The sequence below is a fragment of the Gordonia hankookensis genome (genome assembly GCF_014673215.1).
GTDB lineage: Bacteria > Actinomycetota > Actinomycetes > Mycobacteriales > Mycobacteriaceae > Gordonia > Gordonia hankookensis.
Map to the genome: position 1 here is coordinate 349,571 of NZ_JACWMS010000004.1, position 18,655 is coordinate 368,225.

Consider the following 18,655-nt stretch of genomic DNA (forward strand, 5'->3'; position numbering starts at 1 on the left):
CAGTCCAGGTCAGCGGATACCGAGCCACCCTCGCGCGCAACCGAATCCGAGAACGGCAGGGTTGTTTCCCCAGTCCTCGAGGGTTACCTCTGTCAACGCGGACCTCGGCGCCGCCGCCGCCCATTCCCGGCCGACCTCACCGGGGTGGACCGGGTCGTCGACGGCAGCCGTGATCGCCAACGGGGCGGTCAGAGTGGCGATCTGCGCGAGGTCGGGGGAGTGGTACCCGGCGGCCTCGGTGAGCTGATCGGTGAGGCCGGGATGCAGCGCCCGCCAGGAGCGACTCAATTCGGCCGCCAGCCACTCGGGACTCGATGCGGCCATCGCGACGATGGTCGGTTCGAGGCCGTCGGCGACGAGCGCGCCCGCCGTCGCGCGGGCGCTCCATGCCGCAGGTGCGGCGTCCGGGTCGCCGGTCCAGGCGGGCAGAGCCGCCCACACCCCGGCGCACGGGCTGCGCAGCGCCCAGGAGAGCGCGATGGCGGCACCGATGGACACACCGCCGACGATGAGCGGACCGGCGCTCCCCGCGATCTCGTCGAGACGCCTGAGATGCCCCTCGACCAGGTTCTCCGACGGTTCGAGCGCGATCAGTGTGAGACCGATCTCATCGGCGGCGGGCCCGAAGGCGCGGTGCACGTAGTCGGCATCGGAGCCCGTACCGGGCATGGCCACGATCGTTGTCGGCACCCTCCGATCCGACCCTGCTGTACCGGGCATGTCATGATCATGCCCGACGTTGAACAGGGAGCAAGAAGAGGATTACGCTGGCGGGTGCGAGCAGGGCTTTCAGCCCGGCCCACTTCGCCTCGCAACAAGTCACCCAGGAGGGTGTGATGGCTACCACCGGTTATCTCAAACGGTTGACGCGCCGGTTGACCGAAGATCTCGGAGATGCCGACGCCGTACAGATCGCGGAGGAGTCGCGTGCCACGGGTGCGCAACGCGCCGCGGAGTGTTGTCGTGGCGATGAGGTCACGATGCACGGTGAGCTGCGCGCGGTGGAGACCTGTTCGCGGTCCGCGAAGGTAGGGGTGAAGGCGGAGTTCTTCGATGGTTCCGACACCGTCGTACTCAAATGGCTCGGTCGGAACCGGATCCCCGGGATCGAACCCGGCCGGAAGCTGACCGTACGGGGTCGGCTGGCCGAGCACGACGGCACCAAGGTGATCTACAACCCGTACTACGAACTCTATGGCTCAGACGACGAATGATCCGTCGGCCGGTGGCCCTGCCGATGACGCAGTCGGCGCCCACCGCCGACCGGACGGTGTCGACGAATCCACCGACGATGACCCAACACCCGCGCCGACGATTCTCGAGCAGATGGGCGGGGTCTCCGGCCTGATCTACTCGACGGTGCCGATCGTGGTGTTCGTCCCCGTCAATGCGGTGTGGGGTCTCACGGCCGCGATGATCGCAGCCCTGGCCGTCGCCGTCGCGATCTTCTGCGTGCGTCTCGTGCGCCGCGAGCCCCTCAACCCGGCCATCTCGGGTCTGATCGGTGTCGCGATCTGCGTCTTCATCGCGCATCGGGTCGGAGATGCCAAGGGCTACTTCCTTTTCGGCATCTGGACGACCCTCGCGTACGCCGTGGTCTTCGTGGCGTCGATCGTGGTCCGATGGCCGTTGGTCGGCGTCGCATGGAACCTCATCAGCGGCGAGGGCATGGCGTGGCGCAAGCATCGAAAGACCCTGCTCGCCTACGACATCGCCACCGCGTTCTGGGCGCTGGTGTTCCTCGCCCGATACCTGACCCAGTCCGAACTCTATGACCACGGCAGCACCGGATGGCTCGCCGTCGCGCGCATCTCCATGGGCTGGCCGTTGACCGCGCTCGCAGTGCTGGCAACCGTTCTGCTGGTCCGGCGCGCGACGAGGGAAGAGGATCGGATGGAGATCCCCGACGATGCCGCCGGAGGCGATCGGGATGGTGCAGGGATCAGCGACAACCCACTGCGCTGACCCGCGGCGCTCCTGACGTCCTGCCCACGACGATCGCGGTTCGGCGGTTCAGTGGGTCTGCCTCAGGGGCATCTGCCTCAATGGATCTGCATCGCCTCGTGCAGTGCGGGCTCGGCTTCGGCGGGTGCGATGAACACCAGCTCGTCGCCGCCCTCGATGGCGTCGTCGCTCTGCGGCACGATCACCCGGCCGCCCCGCAGGATGGTGACGAGTGCCACATCCCGGGGGAGCTCGAGCTTCCGTACCGGCTTGCCGGCCAACGGTGTGTTCGGCGGCAGGGTGAGCTCGACGAGGTTGGCCTGCCCCTGACGGAACGTCATCAGGCGGACCAGATCGCCGACCGAGACCGCCTCTTCGACCAGGGATGCGAGGATGCGTGGCGTCGAGACCGCGACGTCGACGCCCCAGTCGTCGTCGAAGAGCCATTCGTTGCGCGGATCGTTGACCCGCGCCACCACCCGGTTGACCGCGAATTCGGTTTTCGCGAGCAGGCTCACGACGAGATTGGCCTTGTCGTCACCGGTCGCCGCGACCATCACGTCGAACGTCTGCAGTGACGCCTGCTCGAGATTGCTCAGCTCGCAGGCGTCGGCCTGCACCCACGTCGCCTCCCGCACCGACTCACGATCGATGTGGGACGGGTTGCGCTCGAAGAGGGTGACCTCGTGGGAATTGAGCAGGAGCTCACGGGCGATCGAGCGCCCGACTGCGCCGGCACCGGCGATGGCGACCTTCATCGTGTGTTCTCTCTCACCCTCAGTCAGACGTGGTGTACGGAGCGCGTGCGGTTGCACGGGCATTGACGAGATTGTCGATCAGTGTGGCGGCGTAGATGACATCTTCTTGTTGGAGAACGGTTTTCATGTCCGGGAGTATCGGGCGGCCGAGCCGGGTGAGGAACGCGATCCGGGCGCCGGTCTCCTCCTGGAACTTCCCGACGGTCACGCCGATCCATGTCTCGTCGATGTCGAGTTGGGCGATGGCCAGGGTTCCCGACGGATCTCGCCACGCAGTGGTCGTCGAGGTCTCCCCGAGAGCCGAGACGAAGCGTTCGGTCGTCCACGGCACGGTCGCCACGGTCGGGATGCCCAGTCGTTCGTAGACCTCGGCGCGCTTGGCGTCGTAGATGCGCGCCACGACCCGTTCCACGCCGAATGTCTCGCGGGCGACACGTGCCGCGATGATGTTGGAGTTGTCGCCCGAGGAGACCGCGGCAAACGCGTCGGCGGTCTCGATCCCGGCCCGTGTCAGGACATCCCGGTCGAATCCGACGCCGATCACGGTGGTGCCGCGAAAATCGGGGCCCAGCCGGACGAAGGCCGAATGGTCGCGATCGATGACCGCCACGGTGTGGCCGCGCTTCTGCATCGCCATCGCCAGCGACGACCCGACGCGCCCGCACCCCATGATGACTACCTGCACGTTCATCCTCTCCACGGCGCTTGTGCCCGAGTCGGTGCCCCGCGCGGTACGCGCTGGACGCATCGAACCTACCCGCACGGGGTGCCCTCGCGCGCCGGACCTCCGGCCCCTTGTGGCCTTTGTCTACTACACGCTCTAGTGTTGCCTGGTGTCCACCGTGTCCAAGGTGTCCGTGGCGACAAAACGTCTGCTGCTCGGCCGCCCGTTCCGTAGCGACAAACTGGGTCACACCCTGTTGCCCAAGCGCATCGCGCTTCCCGTGTTCGCCTCCGACGCGATGTCGTCGGTGGCCTACGCGCCGCAGGAGATCTTCCTCGTCCTGTCCGTCGCGGGTCTGAGCGCGCTGGCCTTCACCCCGTGGGTGGCCCTGGCCGTCGCCGTGGTGATGGTGGTCGTCGTGGCCAGCTACCGGCAGAACGTCCACGCGTATCCATCCGGCGGCGGCGACTACGAGGTGGCCACCGTCAACCTCGGCCCCAATGCGGGTCTGACGGTGGGCAGTGCGCTGCTGGTCGACTACGTCCTCACGGTTGCGGTGTCGATCTCGTCGGCAGCGGAGAACATCGGCTCGGCGATCCCGTTCGTGTCCCAGCACCGGGTGTGGTTCTGCGTCGCGGCGATCGTCCTGATGGCCGCCGTGAACCTGCGCGGTATCAAGGAGTCGGGCTCGGTGCTCGCCATCCCGACGTATGCGTTCATCGTCGGTGTTCTCGCCATGCTCATCTGGGGATTCGTCGAGCTGTACATCCTCGACGAGCCGGTCCGGTCGGAGGCCGCGGATTTCGGCATCAGGGCCGAGCAAGATCACCTTGCCGGGATCGCCTTCGTCTTCCTGATCGCGCGGGCGTTCTCGTCGGGCTGTGCCGCGCTCACCGGTGTGGAGGCCATCAGCAACGGAGTGCCTGCCTTCCGTAAGCCGAAGTCCCGCAACGCGGCGACGACGCTGTTCCTGCTCGGTGCGTTCTCCATCACCTTGCTGCTCGGTATCGTCCTGCTCGCCCAGCGCATCGGCGCGAAGTATGTGATGAACCCGGCCACCGACCTGGTCGGCGCACCCCCGGGATACCAGCAGAAGGCGATGATCGCCCAGCTCGCCCACGCGGTCTTCCATTCGTTCACGCCCGGTTTCTACTTCGTCGCGACGGCGACCGCCCTCATCCTGTTGCTGGCCGCGAACACCGCGTTCAACGGGTTCCCGGTGCTCGGCTCGGTGCTCGCCCAGGATCGCTTCCTGCCGCGGCAGCTGCACACCCGCGGAGATCGCCTCGCGTTCAGCAACGGAATCCTGTTCCTGGCCCTGGCGGCCATCATCTTCGTGGTGGCCTTCGGGGCTCAGGTCACCTCGCTGATCCAGCTCTACATCGTCGGCGTGTTCGTGTCGTTCACCCTCAGCCAGACCGGCATGGTGCGGCATTGGACGCGGCATCTACGCACCGAGACCGACCCGCGGGCCCGGCGGCGGATGATGCAGTCGCGGGTGATCAACTCGATCGGCCTGGTGATGACGGCCACCGTCCTGGTGGTGGTGCTGATCACGAAATTCCGTGCCGGCGCGTGGATCGCGATCCTGGCGATGGTGGCCCTCTTCGTGATCATGAAGCTCATCCACCGGCACTATGCGACCGTGCAACACGAACTCGAACTCGAGGAAGACGAACCGGTGCTGCCCAGCCGGACACACTCGATCGTCTTGGTGTCGACGCTGCACCTGGCCACGAAACGCGCGGTTCTCTACGCCCGCGCCACCCGGCCCGACGCCCTCGAGGCGATCACGGTGAACGTCGACGACCGCGACACCCGCAAGCTGGTGTCGCAGTGGGAGGCGAGCAACATCACCGTGCCGCTCAAGGTGATCGCCTCGCCATATCGTGAGATCACTCGTCCGGTCATCGAATACGTCCGTCGGGTCCGGCGCGAGTCACCCCGGGACGTCATCACCGTGTTCATCCCCGAGTACGTGGTGGGGCACTGGTGGGAGCAGATCCTCCACAATCAATCGGCCCTGCGTCTCAAGGGACGTCTGCTCTTCGAGCCCGGGGTGATGGTGACCTCCGTCCCGTGGCAGCTGACGTCGTCGGATCGCCTGAAGAATCGCGATCTCGCATATTCGGCTCCCGGTGATACCCGCCGTGCCCTCGGTGGCGACTCGGATCAACCGTGAACGAATCCATCGGCGGCGCAGACGGTGCGGGTGCCGAACTGATCGTGCGGCCCGACCGCCCGGCCAACGGCGGTGAGTCCGTCGGCCGCGTGGACGGGCGCGTCGTGTTCGTTCGTGGCGCCATCCCCGGCGAGGAGGTCCGCGTGCGGATCACCGACGATCGGCGGGAGAGTTTCCTGCGCGGCGAGGTGGTCGAGGTCCTGGAACCGTCGATGCACCGGATCGATCAGCTGTGCGATGCCGCCCACCACGGAGCCGGTTGTTGCGACCTCGGTTTCGTCGACCTCGCGCACGCCCGGGATCTGAAAGGACAGGTCATCCTCGACGCGCTCGACCGGATCGGCGGGTTCTCGGTGGCCGATCTCGACGGCGTCGGCGCGGGTGAGGTCGTCTCACTCGGGGACGACGGCACCCACTGGCGAGTCCGCACCCGACTCGGTGTCGACGCCGACGGGCGCGCCGGTATGCATGCGTTCCACGGTTCGTCGATCGTCACCGACCATCCTTGTGTCGCACCGGAATCCGGGATGGTCGACGGACTCGACGGGTACACCTTCACTCCGGGCGCCGATGTCGCCGTGGTCGCCGACATGGCAGGCAGGCGCCACATCACCGAGATCGCTCCACCGCGAGTGCGCGCCCGCGGGAGTCGTCGGGGTGCACGAGGGCGCACGCAATCGGCACGTCGGGGCCGCGAGGCTCCCCGTGCCCACCGGGTGGTCGACGGTGAACCGGTCGCCGCCCACCGCGTCGGAGACCGGATCTGGCAGATCCCGGTCGCTGCATTCTGGCAGGCCCACCGGGCGGCGCCGTCGGCGTATGCGCAGACCGTGATCGACCTGCTCGCCGACGCGGAACTCCCCGCCCGGCCCGAACCGCTCGTCGCGTGGGATCTCTACGGCGGTGCCGGTGTCTTCGCGGCGGCGATGCTCGACGCGCGGATCGATGTGCTCGACGCCCTCGGTGCCGTGCATGTGGTCGAGTCCGATCCGGCCGCCCTGGCGGCCGCCGAGCAGACATTCGCCGACGACGACCGCGTGGTCCTGCACCGCGGCGAGGTGGCCGGCGTCGCGGCCGGTCTGCCTGCGCCGGACGTGGTGGTCCTGGATCCGCCGCGCACCGGTGCCGGGGCAGCGGTCATCGACGTCGTCGCCGATGCCGATCCGGCCGTGATCGTTCACGTGGGCTGCGATGTGGGGCGCTTCGCCCGCGATCTGGCGCTCTTCGCCGAACACGGATATCGGCCCCGGGCGATTCGCTCGTTCGATGCTTTTCCGCTGACACATCACGTGGAGGCCATCGCCTGTCTGGTGCCTGCGCATCGCGGGGTGTGACAGCGGGGTGTGACAGCGGGGTGTGACGGAGTCGTCGTCGGGGCGCCGCCTTGCGGGGCGAGGAGCCGATGGTCGGGTCCGTAGACTGTGGAGAACATGACCGTGTGTGCCATATGGGCCCGGTATGCCGATCGCGCCGACATCCCCGGTGCGCTCACGAGCCGGACCGTGGAATTGTGATGGAGGATTCGATGGGCGTGCTGGACACGATCGGTTCGCCGGCCGACCTGCGGGCGCTGTCGTCGGAGGAGATGATCGCCCTCGCCGGGGAGGTCAGGGAGTTCCTCATCGAGAAGGTCTCGGCCACCGGCGGCCACCTCGGTCCGAATCTCGGAGTCGTGGAGCTGACGCTCGCATTGCACCGCGTCTTCGACTCGCCCACCGATCCGATCGTCTTCGACACCGGTCATCAGAGTTATGTCCACAAGATCGTCACCGGCCGCACGGAGGGTTTCGACACGCTGCGGCAGAAGGACGGCCTGACCGGCTACCAGGACCGGGGCGAGAGCGAACACGACTGGGTGGAGTCCTCGCATGCATCGGCCGCTCTGTCCTACGCAGACGGGCTCTCGAAGGCCTTCGAACTCACCGGGCAGGACACGCGCACGGTGGTCGCGGTGGTCGGCGACGGGGCGCTCACCGGCGGTATGTGCTGGGAGGCCCTGAACAACATCGCCGGTGGTGACCGGCCGCTCGTCATCGTGGTCAACGACAACGGACGCTCCTACGCGCCGACGATCGGCGGGCTGGCGCGGCACCTCTCGGGGCTTCGCCTGCAGCCGGGTTACGAGCGTTTTCTGGACGAGAGTCGCAAGGTGGTCAAGCAGCTGCCCGTCGTCGGGCCGCCTGCCTATGCCGTCCTGCACGGCATGAAGAGCGGGCTGAAGGATCTGATCGCGCCGCAGGCGATGTTCACCGACCTGGGACTGAAGTACGTCGGCCCGGTCGACGGGCACGACATCGGGGCACTCGAGTCGGCATTGGGTCACGCGAAGGCCTTCGGCGGTCCGGTGATCGTGCACACCGTCACCCGTAAGGGGATGGGCTATGCGCCCGCAGAGAACCACGAGGCCGACCAGATGCACTCGACCGGCATCATCGATCCGCGGACCGGTCGCGCCACCAGCGTCTCGCCGCACGACTGGACATCGGTGTTCTCTGCCGCCCTGGTGGAGGCTGGGGCACGCCGCGACGACGTCGTCGCCATCACGGCAGCCATGCCCGGGCCAACCGGATTGACGCCGTTCGGTGAGAAGTTCCCGGACCGCATGTTCGACGTCGGGATCGCCGAGCAACACGCGATGACCTCGGCTGCCGGGTTGGCACTCGGCGGGTTGCACCCGGTGGTCGCGATCTACTCCACGTTCCTCAACAGGGCGTTCGATCAGTTGCTGATGGATGTGGCGCTGCTGCGGCTGCCGGTCACAGTGGTGCTCGACAGGTCGGGGGTCACCGGCCCCGACGGTCCCAGCCACCACGGCATGTGGGATCTGTCGCTGATGTCGCTGGTCCCCGGGCTGCGTGTGGCTGCTCCGCGTGACGCCGTGCGTCTGCGCGAGGAGTTCGACGAGGCGCTGGCTGTCACGGACGGGCCCACCGCGGTGCGGTTCTCGAAGGGTGCTGTGCCGGAAGACATCCGGGCTGTCGAGCGTCTCGACGACGGTGTCGACGTGCTGTACCGGGCCGCCCCCGGTGTGGGTGACGCGTCCGGCGATGTGCTCATCGTCGCGGTCGGTGCGTTCTGCGGGCTCGCGGTCGACGCGGCGCAGCGTTTGGGTCGGCAGGGCATCGAGACGACAGTTGTCGACCCGCGATGGGTGCTGCCGGTGGCCGGGTCGATCCCGGCTCTCGCAGCGCGGCATCGCCTGGTCGTGACGCTGGAGGACAGCGGTGTCCGCGGTGGTGTCGGGTCGGCGGTCAGTGACGCTCTCTCGGTGGCCGACGTCGCGGTTCCGGTGCAACACCGGGGGATACCGCAGGAATTCGTCACGCACGCGTCGCGCGGGGAGTTGCTCGCCGAATTCGGTCTCACCGCACAGGACCTCGCGCGCACCATCACGGCGACGGTGGCCGGTATGCAGGCCGTGCCGGGCATCGACGACACGTCCGACCTCGGTGACCGGACGCAGAGCACGAACGTCGAACCGTCGAGCCGGGGCGTCGACCCCGACGCCTGAGCCCTCCGGCCCGAGTCAGTCCGGCGGGTCGGCTGTGACGTCGTCGAGCGCTTCGGCGATGGCCGCCGCGCACAGGTCGCGCTGCCACTGGCGGGCGCCGAGCTCGGCGAGCCGATGGTCGACGGACTCTGCGCTTGCGGGTAGATCGACACCATCCCAACACAATTGGCGAACCGTGTCGGGTGCGAGCAGGTTCTCGACCGGGAGATCGTGCGCCTCGGCGATGTCGCGGACCAGAGGTCGGACCTTCGCCGCACGGGCGGCCGCCTCCGGATTGCGCTGATCCCATCGGTTCACCGGTGGGAGACCGATCGATGGTGACTTGCGCGACGGCAGCTCGTTGTCCGGCAGTTCGCGGGCCCGCTGTAGCGCCGTAAGCCAGATGCGCGCATACCGGCGCTGCCGGGGTCCACCGAACACCGGCAGCCGGACGAGCTCGGCCTGCGTGGTCGGGTCGGCGTTGGCCGCGGTGACGATCGCCGAGTCCGGCAGGATTCGCCCGGGGGCGACATCTCGGCGCTGCGCGAGTTCTTCGCGGGCGGTCCACAATTCCCGGACCGCGGCCAGGGTCCTGGTGTTCTTGATGGTGTGGATGTTGGAGGTCTTGCGCCACCGGTCGGTCCGCGGTGGCGGCGCCGGACGCTCGAGAACGGCACGGAACTCCTCGCGGGCCCAGTCCGACTTCCCCGCCTCGACGAGCGCGGCGTCCATCGCGTGGCGCAATTCCACCAGCACCTCGACGTCGAGGGCGGCGTAGTTGAGCCAGTCGTCGGGGAGTGGGCGTCGTGACCAGTCGGCGGCGCCGTGACCCTTGACCAGGCCGAGACCGAGGAACTCGGCGACCATGGCCGCGAGATTCACCTTGGCCAGGCCGAGCAGACGCCCGGCCAGCTCGGTGTCGTAGAGATCCCGGCAGACGAAGCCGAGTTCGCGCAGACACGGCAGATCCTGATCGGCGGCGTGCAGAACCCACTCCGGCCCGTCGAGGGCGGCGATCACGGGTGCGAGCGCGTCCGGGTGTTCGATCGGGTCGAGCAGAAACGATCCGGCGCCGAGCCGTCTGATCTGCACCAGATACGCCCGCTGGGAGTAGCGGTAGCCCGATGCCCGTTCGGTGTCGACTGCGATCGGCCCGTCGGCCGCCGTGATCAGCGCGGCGGCCTCGGCGAACTCCGACGGCGTGGTGAGCACCGCGGGAACTCCGTCGGCGGGATGGAGGAGCGGAGTGGTGGGAGGTCCGGCCGGTTCGCCTGGTTGCGCGTCGTCGGGCTCACCCGGTGGTGGGCCCGCGGGCTGATCGTCACCGGTGGTCATGGCCGAATCCGTGGCGGCTCAGACCGAACCCAGCTCGGTGACGCCTGCCGGTGGCAGCCCGGCCGCCGCTGACAGGACATCGCAGAACGACTCGAGGTGAGCACCGAGGTCGAGGCCGGTCGCGGTCCACGAGGCGCGCAGTTCGAGCTGGTGAGCCCGGGGTGGCCCGGCGATGTCGCCGTAGCGTACCGACGTCGTCGAGGTGACGGTGCCGCCGAGTGCGGTCACCTCGACGTCGCGCTCCGGCGACGACGCCTCGGTGGTGGCGGTCTCGCCGGGTGGCACGCCCAGGGCATCGGACAGCCAGCTCCAGGCCACCTCCGGCAGGAGCGGGTCCATCGCGAGCGCGGCCTCCACCTCGGCCTGGATGTAGGCGACCAGGCGCATCGTCCCGTTCCAGGCGTCTTGGCCTGCCGGGTCGTAGAGGAGGATCAGGCGGCCGAAGGAACTGCCGGTCGAGTCGACCGGGATCTCGTCGGCATCGTCGGTACCGGGCCGGACCTCGGCGCCCACCGCGTAGCTGTAGGGGGCCAACCGTTGCGGTGGGCGGATCGGACCGACCTCGATTTCCGGCCGGATCCGCGCGGCGTGCAATGACTCGACCGCGGTGCGGAAGTCAGCAGGCTCCGTCGGAGCTCCAGAAGAGGTCACCGTTCGACGGTAGGGCGGGCCACCCCACCGCCGTCGGAGGCGCGCCGACACATGGCAGAGTAGGCAGTGATGTCCGAGACAACGCGATCCCAGGCCCGTCGTGCACACCATCGTCCGCTGGTCGCCGCCGCCACCGGTGGCACACCCAGCCGTCGACCCGTGTGGTTCATGCGCCAGGCCGGGCGATCCCTGCCGGAATACCGCGCCATCCGGGCCGACCACGGGATGCTCGAGTCGTGTTTCGATCCGGAACTGGTCTGCGAGATCACCATGCAGCCCGTGCGCAGGCATGACGTGGATGCCGCGATCCTGTTCTCCGACATCGTGGTGCCGTTGAAGGCGGCCGGCATCGACCTCGACATCGTGGCAGGCACCGGGCCGGTGATCGCGCAGCCGATCCGGACGGCCGCCGACGTCGCGGCCCTGCCCAGGCTGGAGCCCGAATCCGTCGGGGCGATCGCCGGTGCGATCGAGCTCCTTCTCGACGAACTGCCCGAGGCCGCGGCGCTGATCGGGTTCGCGGGCGCGCCGTTCACCCTGGCGTCGTACCTGATCGAGGGTGGCCCGAGCCGGAACTACGCGCGGACCAAGTCCCTGATGCACGGTGAACCCGACACGTGGCACGCCCTGATGGGCCGGCTCGCCGACATCACCATCGCCTTCCTGCGCGTCCAGCTCGACGCGGGTGTCGATGCCGTTCAGTTGTTCGACTCCTGGGCGGGCATGTTGTCGCTCGCCGACTACCAGACCTATGTGGCGCCGCACAGTGCGCGTGTCTTCGCCGAGGTCGCCGACTACGGCGTGCCCCGCATCCACTTCGGCGTCGGAACCGGCGAACTGCTGGCCGCGATGGCCGACGCGGGCGCCGACGTGATCGGGGTCGACTGGCGCGTCCCTCTCGACGAGGCGGTGCGCCGGGTCGGACCCGGAAAGGCCGTCCAGGGCAACCTCGACCCGACGCTGCTGTTCGCCGGATCCGACGTCGTCGAGCGTGAGGTCCGGCGGGTGATCGCCGACGGCGAGCGGGCGGTTCGCGCGGGTGCGACCGGGCACATCGTCAACCTCGGCCACGGCGTGCTGCCCGACACCGACCCCGACGTGCTCACCCGGGCGGTCGAGCTGATCCACGCGGTCTGATGACGCGGGTCGCGGTCGTCGGCGGCGGTATCTCCGGACTGACGGCCGCATACCGGCTGCGCCGAGCACTGGGCCACGACGCGCAGATCGACCTCTTCCAAGCGGGTGAACGACTGGGCGGCGACCTGCGGACCCTGGAGGTCGGTGGTCAACCCGTCGACGTGGGGGCCGAGGCGTTCATCGTGCGCCGGCCGGAGGCGCTGGCGCTGATCACGGAACTCGGACTGTCCGATCGGGTGGTCTCGCCGACCCCGCGTCGGCCCGCGGTCTGGGCCCGGGGGCGGCTGCACCCGATGCCCACACCGGCCCTGATGGGCATCCCCGTCGATGCGGAATCTGTTGCGGGACTGGTCGATTCGGACGACCTGGATCGAATCCGAGCCGAACCGGGGCGACCTCTCGACTGGCATCCGGACAGCGCGCCGACGGTGGGGGAGCTGGTGGAGGACCGCTTCGGACCGTCGGTGGTCGCGCGCAGCGTCGATCCCATGCTGGGTGGCGTCTACTCGAGCCTGGCGGGCGACATCGGTGTGCGCGAGTCGATCCCGGCCCTCGCGGCCCGGCTCGATGCCGGCGCCCCGAGCCTGTCGGCGGCGGTGGCGGATCTGACCTCCACGGCGACGGGATCCGGCCCGGTGTTCGGGACGCTGGTCGGCGGGTACTCCGTGCTCCTCGACACCCTGGCGGACGCCGCGGGGATCGAACCGCAGTTCTGCTCGTTCGTCACGGGAGTGACGCCGCGGTCGGATGGCTGGACCCTCGATCTCGGTGACCGGGTCGCCGACTACGACGGGGTGGTGCTGGCGATTCCGGCCTGGTTGGCCGGCCACATCTTGCGCCGTTCGCTGCCGGACCTCGCCGCTCCGCTGATCGCCGTTCAGCGCGCCTCATCGGTGGTGGTGTCCATCGCGCTCGCGCCGGGCACGCCACTGCCAGACCATTCCGGGGTGCTCGTGGCCACCGGAGACAGCCTGCGCGCCAAGGCCTTCACCTTCAGCTCGCAGAAGTGGCCGCATCTGTCGGGCGATGACCGCCCGGTGTCGGTGCGGGCGTCCTTCGGCAGGTTCGGCGCCCCGGTGCCCGACGACTGCATCGAAGAGGGAGTCGACACACGGATTCGCGACGAGGCTATGGAGGATCTCGATGACGTCTGTCGGGCGGCGGCAGTCCCGCCGCCGTCGGCACGAGTGACGGACGTGTTCGTGCAGCGATGGACGAACGGCTTGCCGGTCTATCGCCCGGGACACCTGGCGGCCATGGCCGACGTCTTGCGGTCACGCCCCGCCCGCCTGGCTTTCGCGGGTTCCGCGTACGCCGGGGTCGGCGTACCGGCATGCATCGGCCAGGCCGGGCGCGCGGTGACCGACCTGCTCGCGGATCTCACCTGATCGAGCCGACCTCGACTCGCTCGACCTGGCTGTCCGGATGGTTTCGTCCGGTGGCACCATGAACCCATGAGCCGCTTGGACTATGCAGAACTCAATGCCACCGTTCGTTATCTGATGTTCTCGGTGTTCGCGGTCCGCCCCGGCGAGCTCGGGACCGACCGCGATCAGGCGAAGGCCGACGCCACAGACTTCGTCAAGTCGCTGGAGGACTCCGGGGTGGTGGTCCGCGGTGTGTACGACGTCTCGGGCCTGCGCGCCGATGCCGATTTCATGATCTGGTGGCACGCCGAGGAGATCGAGCAGCTACAGGCGGCGTATGCGCGATTCCGTCGGGAGACGATCCTCGGAAAGGCGTGCGATGCAGTGTGGAGCAACGTCGCACTGCACCGTCCGGCCGAGTTCAACAAGAGTCACATCCCGGCATTCCTGGCCGGCGAGGAGCCCGGCAACTACATCTGCGTCTATCCGTTTGTCCGGTCCTACGAGTGGTACCTGCTGCCCGACGCGGAACGCCGCAAGATGCTCGCCGACCACGGCATGGCCGCACGCGCCTACAAAGATGTCCGAGCCAACACCGTGTCGTCGTTCGCGCTCGGCGACTACGAGTGGCTGCTCGCCTTCGAGGCGCCGGAGTTGCACCGGATCGTCGACCTGATGCGCGATCTGCGCGCCACCGAGGCACGCCTGCACGTACGCGAGGAGACGCCGTTCTTCACCGGCCCGCGGGTCGAACCCGCCGCGCTGATCGATGCATTGCCCTGACGCTGTGTGATGTCGACACGCCGGTCTCGCTGCGGCTCGTCGGCTACTCGATCGGCGGTTGCCGGTTGAGTAGCCGACGAATGGAGCGAGGGCGCATCGACGCCCCTCTCAGTCCTCGGCAGGCTCGAGCGTGAGGCTGATCGAGTTGATGCAGTACCGGAGATCGGTCGGGGTGTCGTAGCCCTCGCCTTCGAAGACGTGCCCCAGGTGGCTGCCGCAGTTGGCGCACAGCACCTCGACTCGGCGCATACCGAGCGAGCTGTCGAAGCGTTCGATGACGGCGTCCCCGGCCAGCGGGGAGAAGAACGACGGCCATCCGCAGTGCGACTCGAACTTCTGCTCACTGCGGAACAGTTCGGCCTCGCACGCGCGGCAGCGGTACACGCCGAGTGTCGTGGTGTCGGTGTACTCGCCGGTGAACGGTGCCTCGGTGCCTGCCTGCCGCAGGACGCGATACTCCGCTGGGGTCAGCCGTTCGCGCCACTGCTCGTCGGTGATCTCGGCGGCATCGGGGTCGGCAGGAGGGTTCGAGGTCATTTCTCCACGGTAGCCACTGCGCCGCGACCCTCGCCACCGTCACCGGACTGCTCGGCCGGCGACGGCTCACCGACGTCGGCGGCGTCGTCGAGCGACGTGACGCCGTCGCGACGCATGTCGAGGTATCGGAACAGCAGTGAGCAGAAGACCGCGATCATCAGCAGCGACCAGCCCCAGGTGACCTTGTTGAACTCCAGCTGTCGGCCGAAGGCCTCCCATCGCACCGAGTAGAACGAGTCGAAACTCATGCAGCCGTACACGCCCAGCCATGCGGGCCAGTTGCGCATCGTCGAACCGGCGAGGAAGACGGTCATCAGCAGCGGGAACAGGAGCATCGAGTAGTAGCCCTGGCCCAATGCGCCCACCAGGAAGGTGGTCACCAGCAGCACCCCGGACGACGTGGTGAGCCACAGCAGCTCGTCGGTGCGACGGTAGTAGCGATACAGGAACCAGAGGGCGAACACCGCCATCGCCAAGAACGCGACGCGCAGCAGGATGATCAGCCAGTCCGCGACCCCGAAGTAGGCGCCGTTGCCCGCGATCGAGCTGTTGTAGTAATCCCGGGCCTCGTTGAGGTACGGCAACGTCCGACTGATGAATTCCTTCGGATCGACGACGAGTGGCCAGGCCACCACGGTCAGGATCACCGGAATCCCGATTGCCGTGATCAGAACCCGCCACTGCCGATTCAGCAGCGGCAGCAGCAGCAGCGGCAACAACACGGGTTTCACCGCGATCGTGAGTGCGATCGGGACCCCGGCCCAGAGATCTCGGCGCCGCATCATCAGCAACATGAAGGCGAGCATCCCCAGCAGGACGAAGGAGTTGAAGTTCGTGAAGATGAGTGTGTGCGCGACGGTCTCGGTACTGAAAAAGAAGAACAGGACCACCGGCACCACCCACGACCGCGCGGAATGGCCGAAGAGTTTGGCGAGCAGGTACGCGCTGGCGATGAGCGCAAGAACGCTGATCGCGATGAACAGCCAGCGCGCACGCTCGGGATCGATGATCGCCATCGGGGCCATCAGCAGGGTTCCCGAGGGCGGGTACAGGTAGTGGGGATCGACGGTGTTGAGGTTCTCGCCGTAGACCGGTTGGCGATTCAGGAACTGCAGGGCCGCCTGATAGACGGGCTTGAAGTCGTCGGTGCGGTCGCCGTTGACGCCGAGGATCACCGAGCGGTGGAAGATCATCATGATGGTGATCGGCCACAACACCAGCGGGATGATTCGCTGCGCACTCATCTGCGGGTGGAGGTACCTGTCGAGAATCGCCACCCGCGAACCGTACTACGTCGGCGCGCCCACATCCGCACAGCCTGTGCCCTTCGCACTGCGCCCCTGCAGGTCGGTCAGGTCGGGCAGCCGCGTTCGGTGGGCTCCCCGAGGGGCTGATCGCCGAGGTACTGCGTCACGGTGTCGGCGGCGCATCCGCTCCGCGCCAGCACCGAGTACCCCAGCCCGTCCCACGAGACGGTGGTCGGGGTGACGCCTGCCTTGATGAACAGCGCCTTGAGGGCGTCCGCACCGCCTGCGCCGTTGACGGGATCGTTCGCCCCCGCGAGCACCAGTGGATCGATCGGTAGCGCATTGGGCGGATTGGTCGGCGTCGCCGACGCCCAGCCGTTGCACCGCAGCATCGAGAGCGCGCTGTCGGCACCGGTGAGCGGGTTCTGCTTGGTCCACGCATCGATCAGCCCCGGGATCTCGTTCTGGCCGATCGGACCACTGACGTCGTTGCAGCGGGAGACCAGCTGCCCGTCGCTGGTCCGCAGTCCCTCCGCGCGCTCGGTGAGCGCCTTCAGCGCCGCGGTGTCGCCCCGATCGGCGTCAGCGACCGCCGAGGCCAGATCGGTCACCGCCTGCGGGCGGTTGGGTGCCAGCGCCAGTGCGGTGGTGATCGCCGACAGGGCTTGGGTGTCCGAGAGGCCGCCGAGACCCCCGGTCCGGCCCTTGGCGAGGACGTCGCCGATGGTCGCCATGCCGTCGGCGCCCAGCGGGCAGGAACCGGCGGCGGCGCAACTCTGTGCGAACGACCGTAGGGCGGCCTGCACCCCGGTCGCCTGGGCCGCCGCACGGTCACGCGCGTTGGACCCGAACGCGGTCGGGGTGTCGAGGATGATGCGCCCGGCACGTCCCGAGTAATTGCTGGCGTAGGCGAGTACCACATCGGACCCCTCGCCGACACCGATCAGACCCAGATGGTCGACGCCCCACCGGATGCGCAGGGCCTCGATGTCCGCGGCGGCGAAGGCCGCGCCGAAGTCGAGCTGATGCGGGGTCAGTGTCTCGGTGCAGCCGTCCGACGCCGACGACGCTGCCCGCGCGAGCCGGCTGATGCGCTCGGACTGACCCGAGGCCCCGGCTTCGGGGAGTCCGTTGCGGCTCATCGCCGACCGCTCGATGCGCGTCATGCAGTCGAGATCGCCGCTCGTCTGGGTGCCCCGACGGTCGATCGCCACCACCGGATGCTGGGACAGCAGGCTTCGTCCCGGCCCGCTGGCGAGTAGGAGGAGTGTTCGCGACGACGGCAGGTCCGAACCGGAGGTCAGCACTAGCGGTGCCGCGTCCTTCGGCGTGGCGGCCACCCGTGCCCTGGTCAAGGCGACGGTCAGCGTGTCTCCGGTCGGATTGTCGGGGTTGGCGGGGACGTCGAGTTCGGCGCACTCGACGGTGACCCCACCAGGCGCCGGGACACCGAACCGTGCCGCAGACGGCCGGGCGCAGTCCTTCCATCCCAGGTCGGTCTTGGGCGCACCGAGCGCGGGTGGCGCGGGGGCCGCCTTCGACGACGACGGAGCGGCGTCACCACCACCGCCGCCGCCCGTCACGGCGTCAGGACCCAGGTCGGGACCGATCGCACATCCCGCCACGCCCATCACCGCAGCCATCGCCGCGGCCGCGAACAGCATCGCGGCGGACCGGGATCCGATGCCGGCGGGCCGCCGGGGTGCTCGTCGCATGTCCGCGAGCCTAGTCATCTCGGCGGGGCATGCCTCTCATGCCTCCTCGGCGGATGCGCGGGTCCAGCGGATGAACACGAAACCGTCGTCGTCGGTGATGATCGTGACCGGGCGCATCCGATGCAGGGCGGCCTGCGCGGGGTGATGCGCGATGCGTCCGGCGTCGCCTGCCACCGCATGGGGACTCGTGGTGACGCAGAGTTCGTCGAGGACGTCGTCGTCGATGAACGTACCGAGCAGTGTCGGGCCGCCCTCGCTGAGCGCGCGGACCCAGCCCCGCTCGGCGCACACCTCGAGGACCGATTGCATGTCGACGTCGTCGTCGCCGCAGTCGATCACGGTGGCACCGGCGTCGCGGAGTGCGGCGCGCCGGTCCGCGGACGCGGCACGGCAGGTCAACACCACGGTGTCGGGTCCGGTGAGGGGTGCGTAATCGGTCGGGATGGAGAGGGAGCGTGAGACCAGCGCGAGCGCGGGTGCCGGGGCCTGCTCGCGTTCGGCGCGCACCGCCGTGAACACCTCGTCGGGCGACGGCTGACGATAGCCCTCGACGACGGCGGTGCGGGCACCGACGATGATCACGTCGGCCAGCGCCCGCAGCACTCGGAAGATCGCCTTGTCGCCGGGTCCGGCGAGGTCGCCGGAGCGGCCGTTGTGGGTGACCGCACCGTCGATGGAACTGACCATGTTGACCCGGAGATAGGGGCGGGGCAGGCACGGTGGAGACGCGGGCCGATCCGGATAGGGATACTGCTCGGCGAGCCACCGCAGCGTGGTTGCCTCGTCCTGCGTCGATGTGACCTGGGTCGCTTTCTGAAGACCGAACATGACTCCATCATCTCTGA

General features: G+C 68.5%; 17 protein-coding genes. 8 read left to right on the forward strand and 9 right to left on the reverse strand.

The annotated features are described in order from the left end of the window. Window positions 1-9: 9 nt before the first annotated feature. On the reverse strand, window positions 10-720 hold the full coding sequence (locus IDF66_RS19780) for an alpha/beta hydrolase (protein WP_190268282.1): 711 nt from the start codon (window positions 718-720) through the stop codon (window positions 10-12). 116 nt (window positions 721-836) lie between these two features. Between IDF66_RS19780 and IDF66_RS19785 the strand changes: the two genes are divergently transcribed. Both IDF66_RS19785 and IDF66_RS19790 read left to right on the forward strand, forming a co-directional pair. Then, a complete protein-coding gene (locus tag IDF66_RS19785) occupies window positions 837-1,214 on the forward strand; it encodes an OB-fold nucleic acid binding domain-containing protein (RefSeq protein WP_164308364.1) in 378 nt (125 codons plus the stop codon). Next, window positions 1,195-1,965 carry a DUF3159 domain-containing protein gene (locus IDF66_RS19790; protein ID WP_190268283.1) on the forward strand — a complete coding sequence of 257 codons (771 nt, stop codon included), beginning with the start codon at window positions 1,195-1,197 and terminating at the stop codon, window positions 1,963-1,965. The genes IDF66_RS19785 and IDF66_RS19790 overlap by 20 nt, the downstream gene beginning before the upstream one ends. Window positions 1,966-2,042: 77 nt before the next feature. On the opposite strand, the gene IDF66_RS19795 is transcribed toward IDF66_RS19790, so the two are convergent. Beyond that, window positions 2,043-2,702, reverse strand: a complete 660-nt coding sequence (locus IDF66_RS19795) for a potassium channel family protein (protein ID WP_164308366.1) — start codon at window positions 2,700-2,702, stop codon at window positions 2,043-2,045. A 19-nt stretch (window positions 2,703-2,721) separates the two neighbouring features. Next, window positions 2,722-3,387: a potassium channel family protein gene (locus tag IDF66_RS19800; RefSeq protein WP_190268395.1), complete on the reverse strand. Its 666-nt coding sequence runs from the start codon at window positions 3,385-3,387 to the stop codon at window positions 2,722-2,724. 148 nt (window positions 3,388-3,535) lie between these two features. Here IDF66_RS19800 and IDF66_RS19805 point away from each other — a divergent pair, with 148 nt between their 5' ends. The 3 genes from IDF66_RS19805 to dxs all read left to right on the forward strand — a co-directional run bounded on the left by IDF66_RS19805 (window position 3,536) and on the right by dxs (window position 9,059). Continuing rightward, complete coding sequence (locus IDF66_RS19805) at window positions 3,536-5,548, forward strand: APC family permease (protein WP_190268284.1); 2,013 nt, start codon at window positions 3,536-3,538, stop codon at window positions 5,546-5,548. Beyond that, the gene (locus tag IDF66_RS19810) at window positions 5,545-6,882 is read left to right on the forward strand and encodes a class I SAM-dependent RNA methyltransferase (protein ID WP_317628783.1); all 1,338 of its coding nucleotides are present in this window, start codon (window positions 5,545-5,547) and stop codon (window positions 6,880-6,882) included. The genes IDF66_RS19805 and IDF66_RS19810 overlap by 4 nt, the downstream gene beginning before the upstream one ends. A 191-nt stretch (window positions 6,883-7,073) precedes the next feature. After that, window positions 7,074-9,059 (forward strand): 1-deoxy-D-xylulose-5-phosphate synthase, encoded by a 1,986-nt coding sequence (dxs, locus tag IDF66_RS19815; protein ID WP_190268285.1) that lies wholly within the window; start codon window positions 7,074-7,076, stop codon window positions 9,057-9,059. A 15-nt stretch (window positions 9,060-9,074) separates the two neighbouring features. Here dxs and IDF66_RS19820 read toward each other — a convergent pair whose 3' ends face one another. Beyond that, the gene (locus IDF66_RS19820) at window positions 9,075-10,373 is read right to left on the reverse strand and encodes an HRDC domain-containing protein (RefSeq protein ID WP_190268286.1); all 1,299 of its coding nucleotides are present in this window, start codon (window positions 10,371-10,373) and stop codon (window positions 9,075-9,077) included. Between the two features lie 18 nt (window positions 10,374-10,391). After that, window positions 10,392-11,024: a DUF3000 domain-containing protein gene (locus IDF66_RS19825; RefSeq protein WP_164308369.1), complete on the reverse strand. Its 633-nt coding sequence runs from the start codon at window positions 11,022-11,024 to the stop codon at window positions 10,392-10,394. Between the two features lie 69 nt (window positions 11,025-11,093). Here IDF66_RS19825 and hemE point away from each other — a divergent pair, with 69 nt between their 5' ends. The 3 genes from hemE (at window position 11,094) to hemQ (ending at window position 14,311) form a co-directional block, all read left to right on the forward strand. Continuing rightward, on the forward strand, window positions 11,094-12,161 hold the full coding sequence (hemE, locus tag IDF66_RS19830) for a uroporphyrinogen decarboxylase (protein ID WP_190268287.1): 1,068 nt from the start codon (window positions 11,094-11,096) through the stop codon (window positions 12,159-12,161). Continuing rightward, on the forward strand, window positions 12,161-13,549 hold the full coding sequence (locus IDF66_RS19835) for an FAD-dependent oxidoreductase (RefSeq protein WP_190268288.1): 1,389 nt from the start codon (window positions 12,161-12,163) through the stop codon (window positions 13,547-13,549). Before hemE ends, IDF66_RS19835 begins: the two co-directional genes overlap by 1 nt. Window positions 13,550-13,615: 66 nt before the next feature. Then, on the forward strand, window positions 13,616-14,311 hold the full coding sequence (gene hemQ, locus IDF66_RS19840; RefSeq protein WP_164308372.1) for a hydrogen peroxide-dependent heme synthase: 696 nt from the start codon (window positions 13,616-13,618) through the stop codon (window positions 14,309-14,311). A gap of 108 nt (window positions 14,312-14,419) precedes the next feature. On the opposite strand, the gene msrB is transcribed toward hemQ, so the two are convergent. The 4 genes from msrB to IDF66_RS19860 form a co-directional block, all read right to left on the reverse strand. Continuing rightward, window positions 14,420-14,848, reverse strand: coding sequence for a peptide-methionine (R)-S-oxide reductase MsrB (msrB, locus tag IDF66_RS19845; RefSeq protein WP_190268289.1), 429 nt, complete (start codon window positions 14,846-14,848; stop codon window positions 14,420-14,422). Then, the gene (locus IDF66_RS19850; protein WP_190268290.1) at window positions 14,845-16,125 is read right to left on the reverse strand and encodes a glycosyltransferase family 87 protein; all 1,281 of its coding nucleotides are present in this window, start codon (window positions 16,123-16,125) and stop codon (window positions 14,845-14,847) included. Before IDF66_RS19850 ends, msrB begins: the two co-directional genes overlap by 4 nt. Window positions 16,126-16,199: 74 nt before the next feature. After that, the gene (locus IDF66_RS19855) at window positions 16,200-17,738 is read right to left on the reverse strand and encodes an alpha/beta hydrolase (RefSeq protein ID WP_190268397.1); all 1,539 of its coding nucleotides are present in this window, start codon (window positions 17,736-17,738) and stop codon (window positions 16,200-16,202) included. Between the two features lie 108 nt (window positions 17,739-17,846). Beyond that, complete coding sequence (locus IDF66_RS19860; RefSeq protein WP_164308002.1) at window positions 17,847-18,638, reverse strand: dihydrofolate reductase family protein; 792 nt, start codon at window positions 18,636-18,638, stop codon at window positions 17,847-17,849. Window positions 18,639-18,655 lie beyond the last annotated feature (17 nt).

What these genes read in the sequence shown, in the direction of transcription:
- IDF66_RS19780 (WP_190268282.1), bottom strand. Translation starts at nt 720, where the DNA reads ATGCCCGGTACAGCAGGGTCGGATCGGAGGGTGCCGACAACGATCGTG.
- IDF66_RS19785 (WP_164308364.1), top strand. Translation starts at nt 837, where the DNA reads ATGGCTACCACCGGTTATCTCAAACGGTTGACGCGCCGGTTGACCGAA.
- IDF66_RS19790 (WP_190268283.1), top strand. Translation starts at nt 1,195, where the DNA reads ATGGCTCAGACGACGAATGATCCGTCGGCCGGTGGCCCTGCCGATGAC.
- IDF66_RS19795 (WP_164308366.1), bottom strand. Translation starts at nt 2,702, where the DNA reads ATGAAGGTCGCCATCGCCGGTGCCGGCGCAGTCGGGCGCTCGATCGCC.
- dxs (WP_190268285.1), top strand. Translation starts at nt 7,074, where the DNA reads ATGGGCGTGCTGGACACGATCGGTTCGCCGGCCGACCTGCGGGCGCTG.
- IDF66_RS19820 (WP_190268286.1), bottom strand. Translation starts at nt 10,373, where the DNA reads ATGACCACCGGTGACGATCAGCCCGCGGGCCCACCACCGGGTGAGCCC.
- hemE (WP_190268287.1), top strand. Translation starts at nt 11,094, where the DNA reads ATGTCCGAGACAACGCGATCCCAGGCCCGTCGTGCACACCATCGTCCG.
- IDF66_RS19835 (WP_190268288.1), top strand. Translation starts at nt 12,161, where the DNA reads ATGACGCGGGTCGCGGTCGTCGGCGGCGGTATCTCCGGACTGACGGCC.
- hemQ (WP_164308372.1), top strand. Translation starts at nt 13,616, where the DNA reads ATGAGCCGCTTGGACTATGCAGAACTCAATGCCACCGTTCGTTATCTG.
- msrB (WP_190268289.1), bottom strand. Translation starts at nt 14,848, where the DNA reads ATGACCTCGAACCCTCCTGCCGACCCCGATGCCGCCGAGATCACCGAC.
- IDF66_RS19855 (WP_190268397.1), bottom strand. Translation starts at nt 17,738, where the DNA reads ATGGCTGCGGTGATGGGCGTGGCGGGATGTGCGATCGGTCCCGACCTG.
- IDF66_RS19860 (WP_164308002.1), bottom strand. Translation starts at nt 18,638, where the DNA reads ATGTTCGGTCTTCAGAAAGCGACCCAGGTCACATCGACGCAGGACGAG.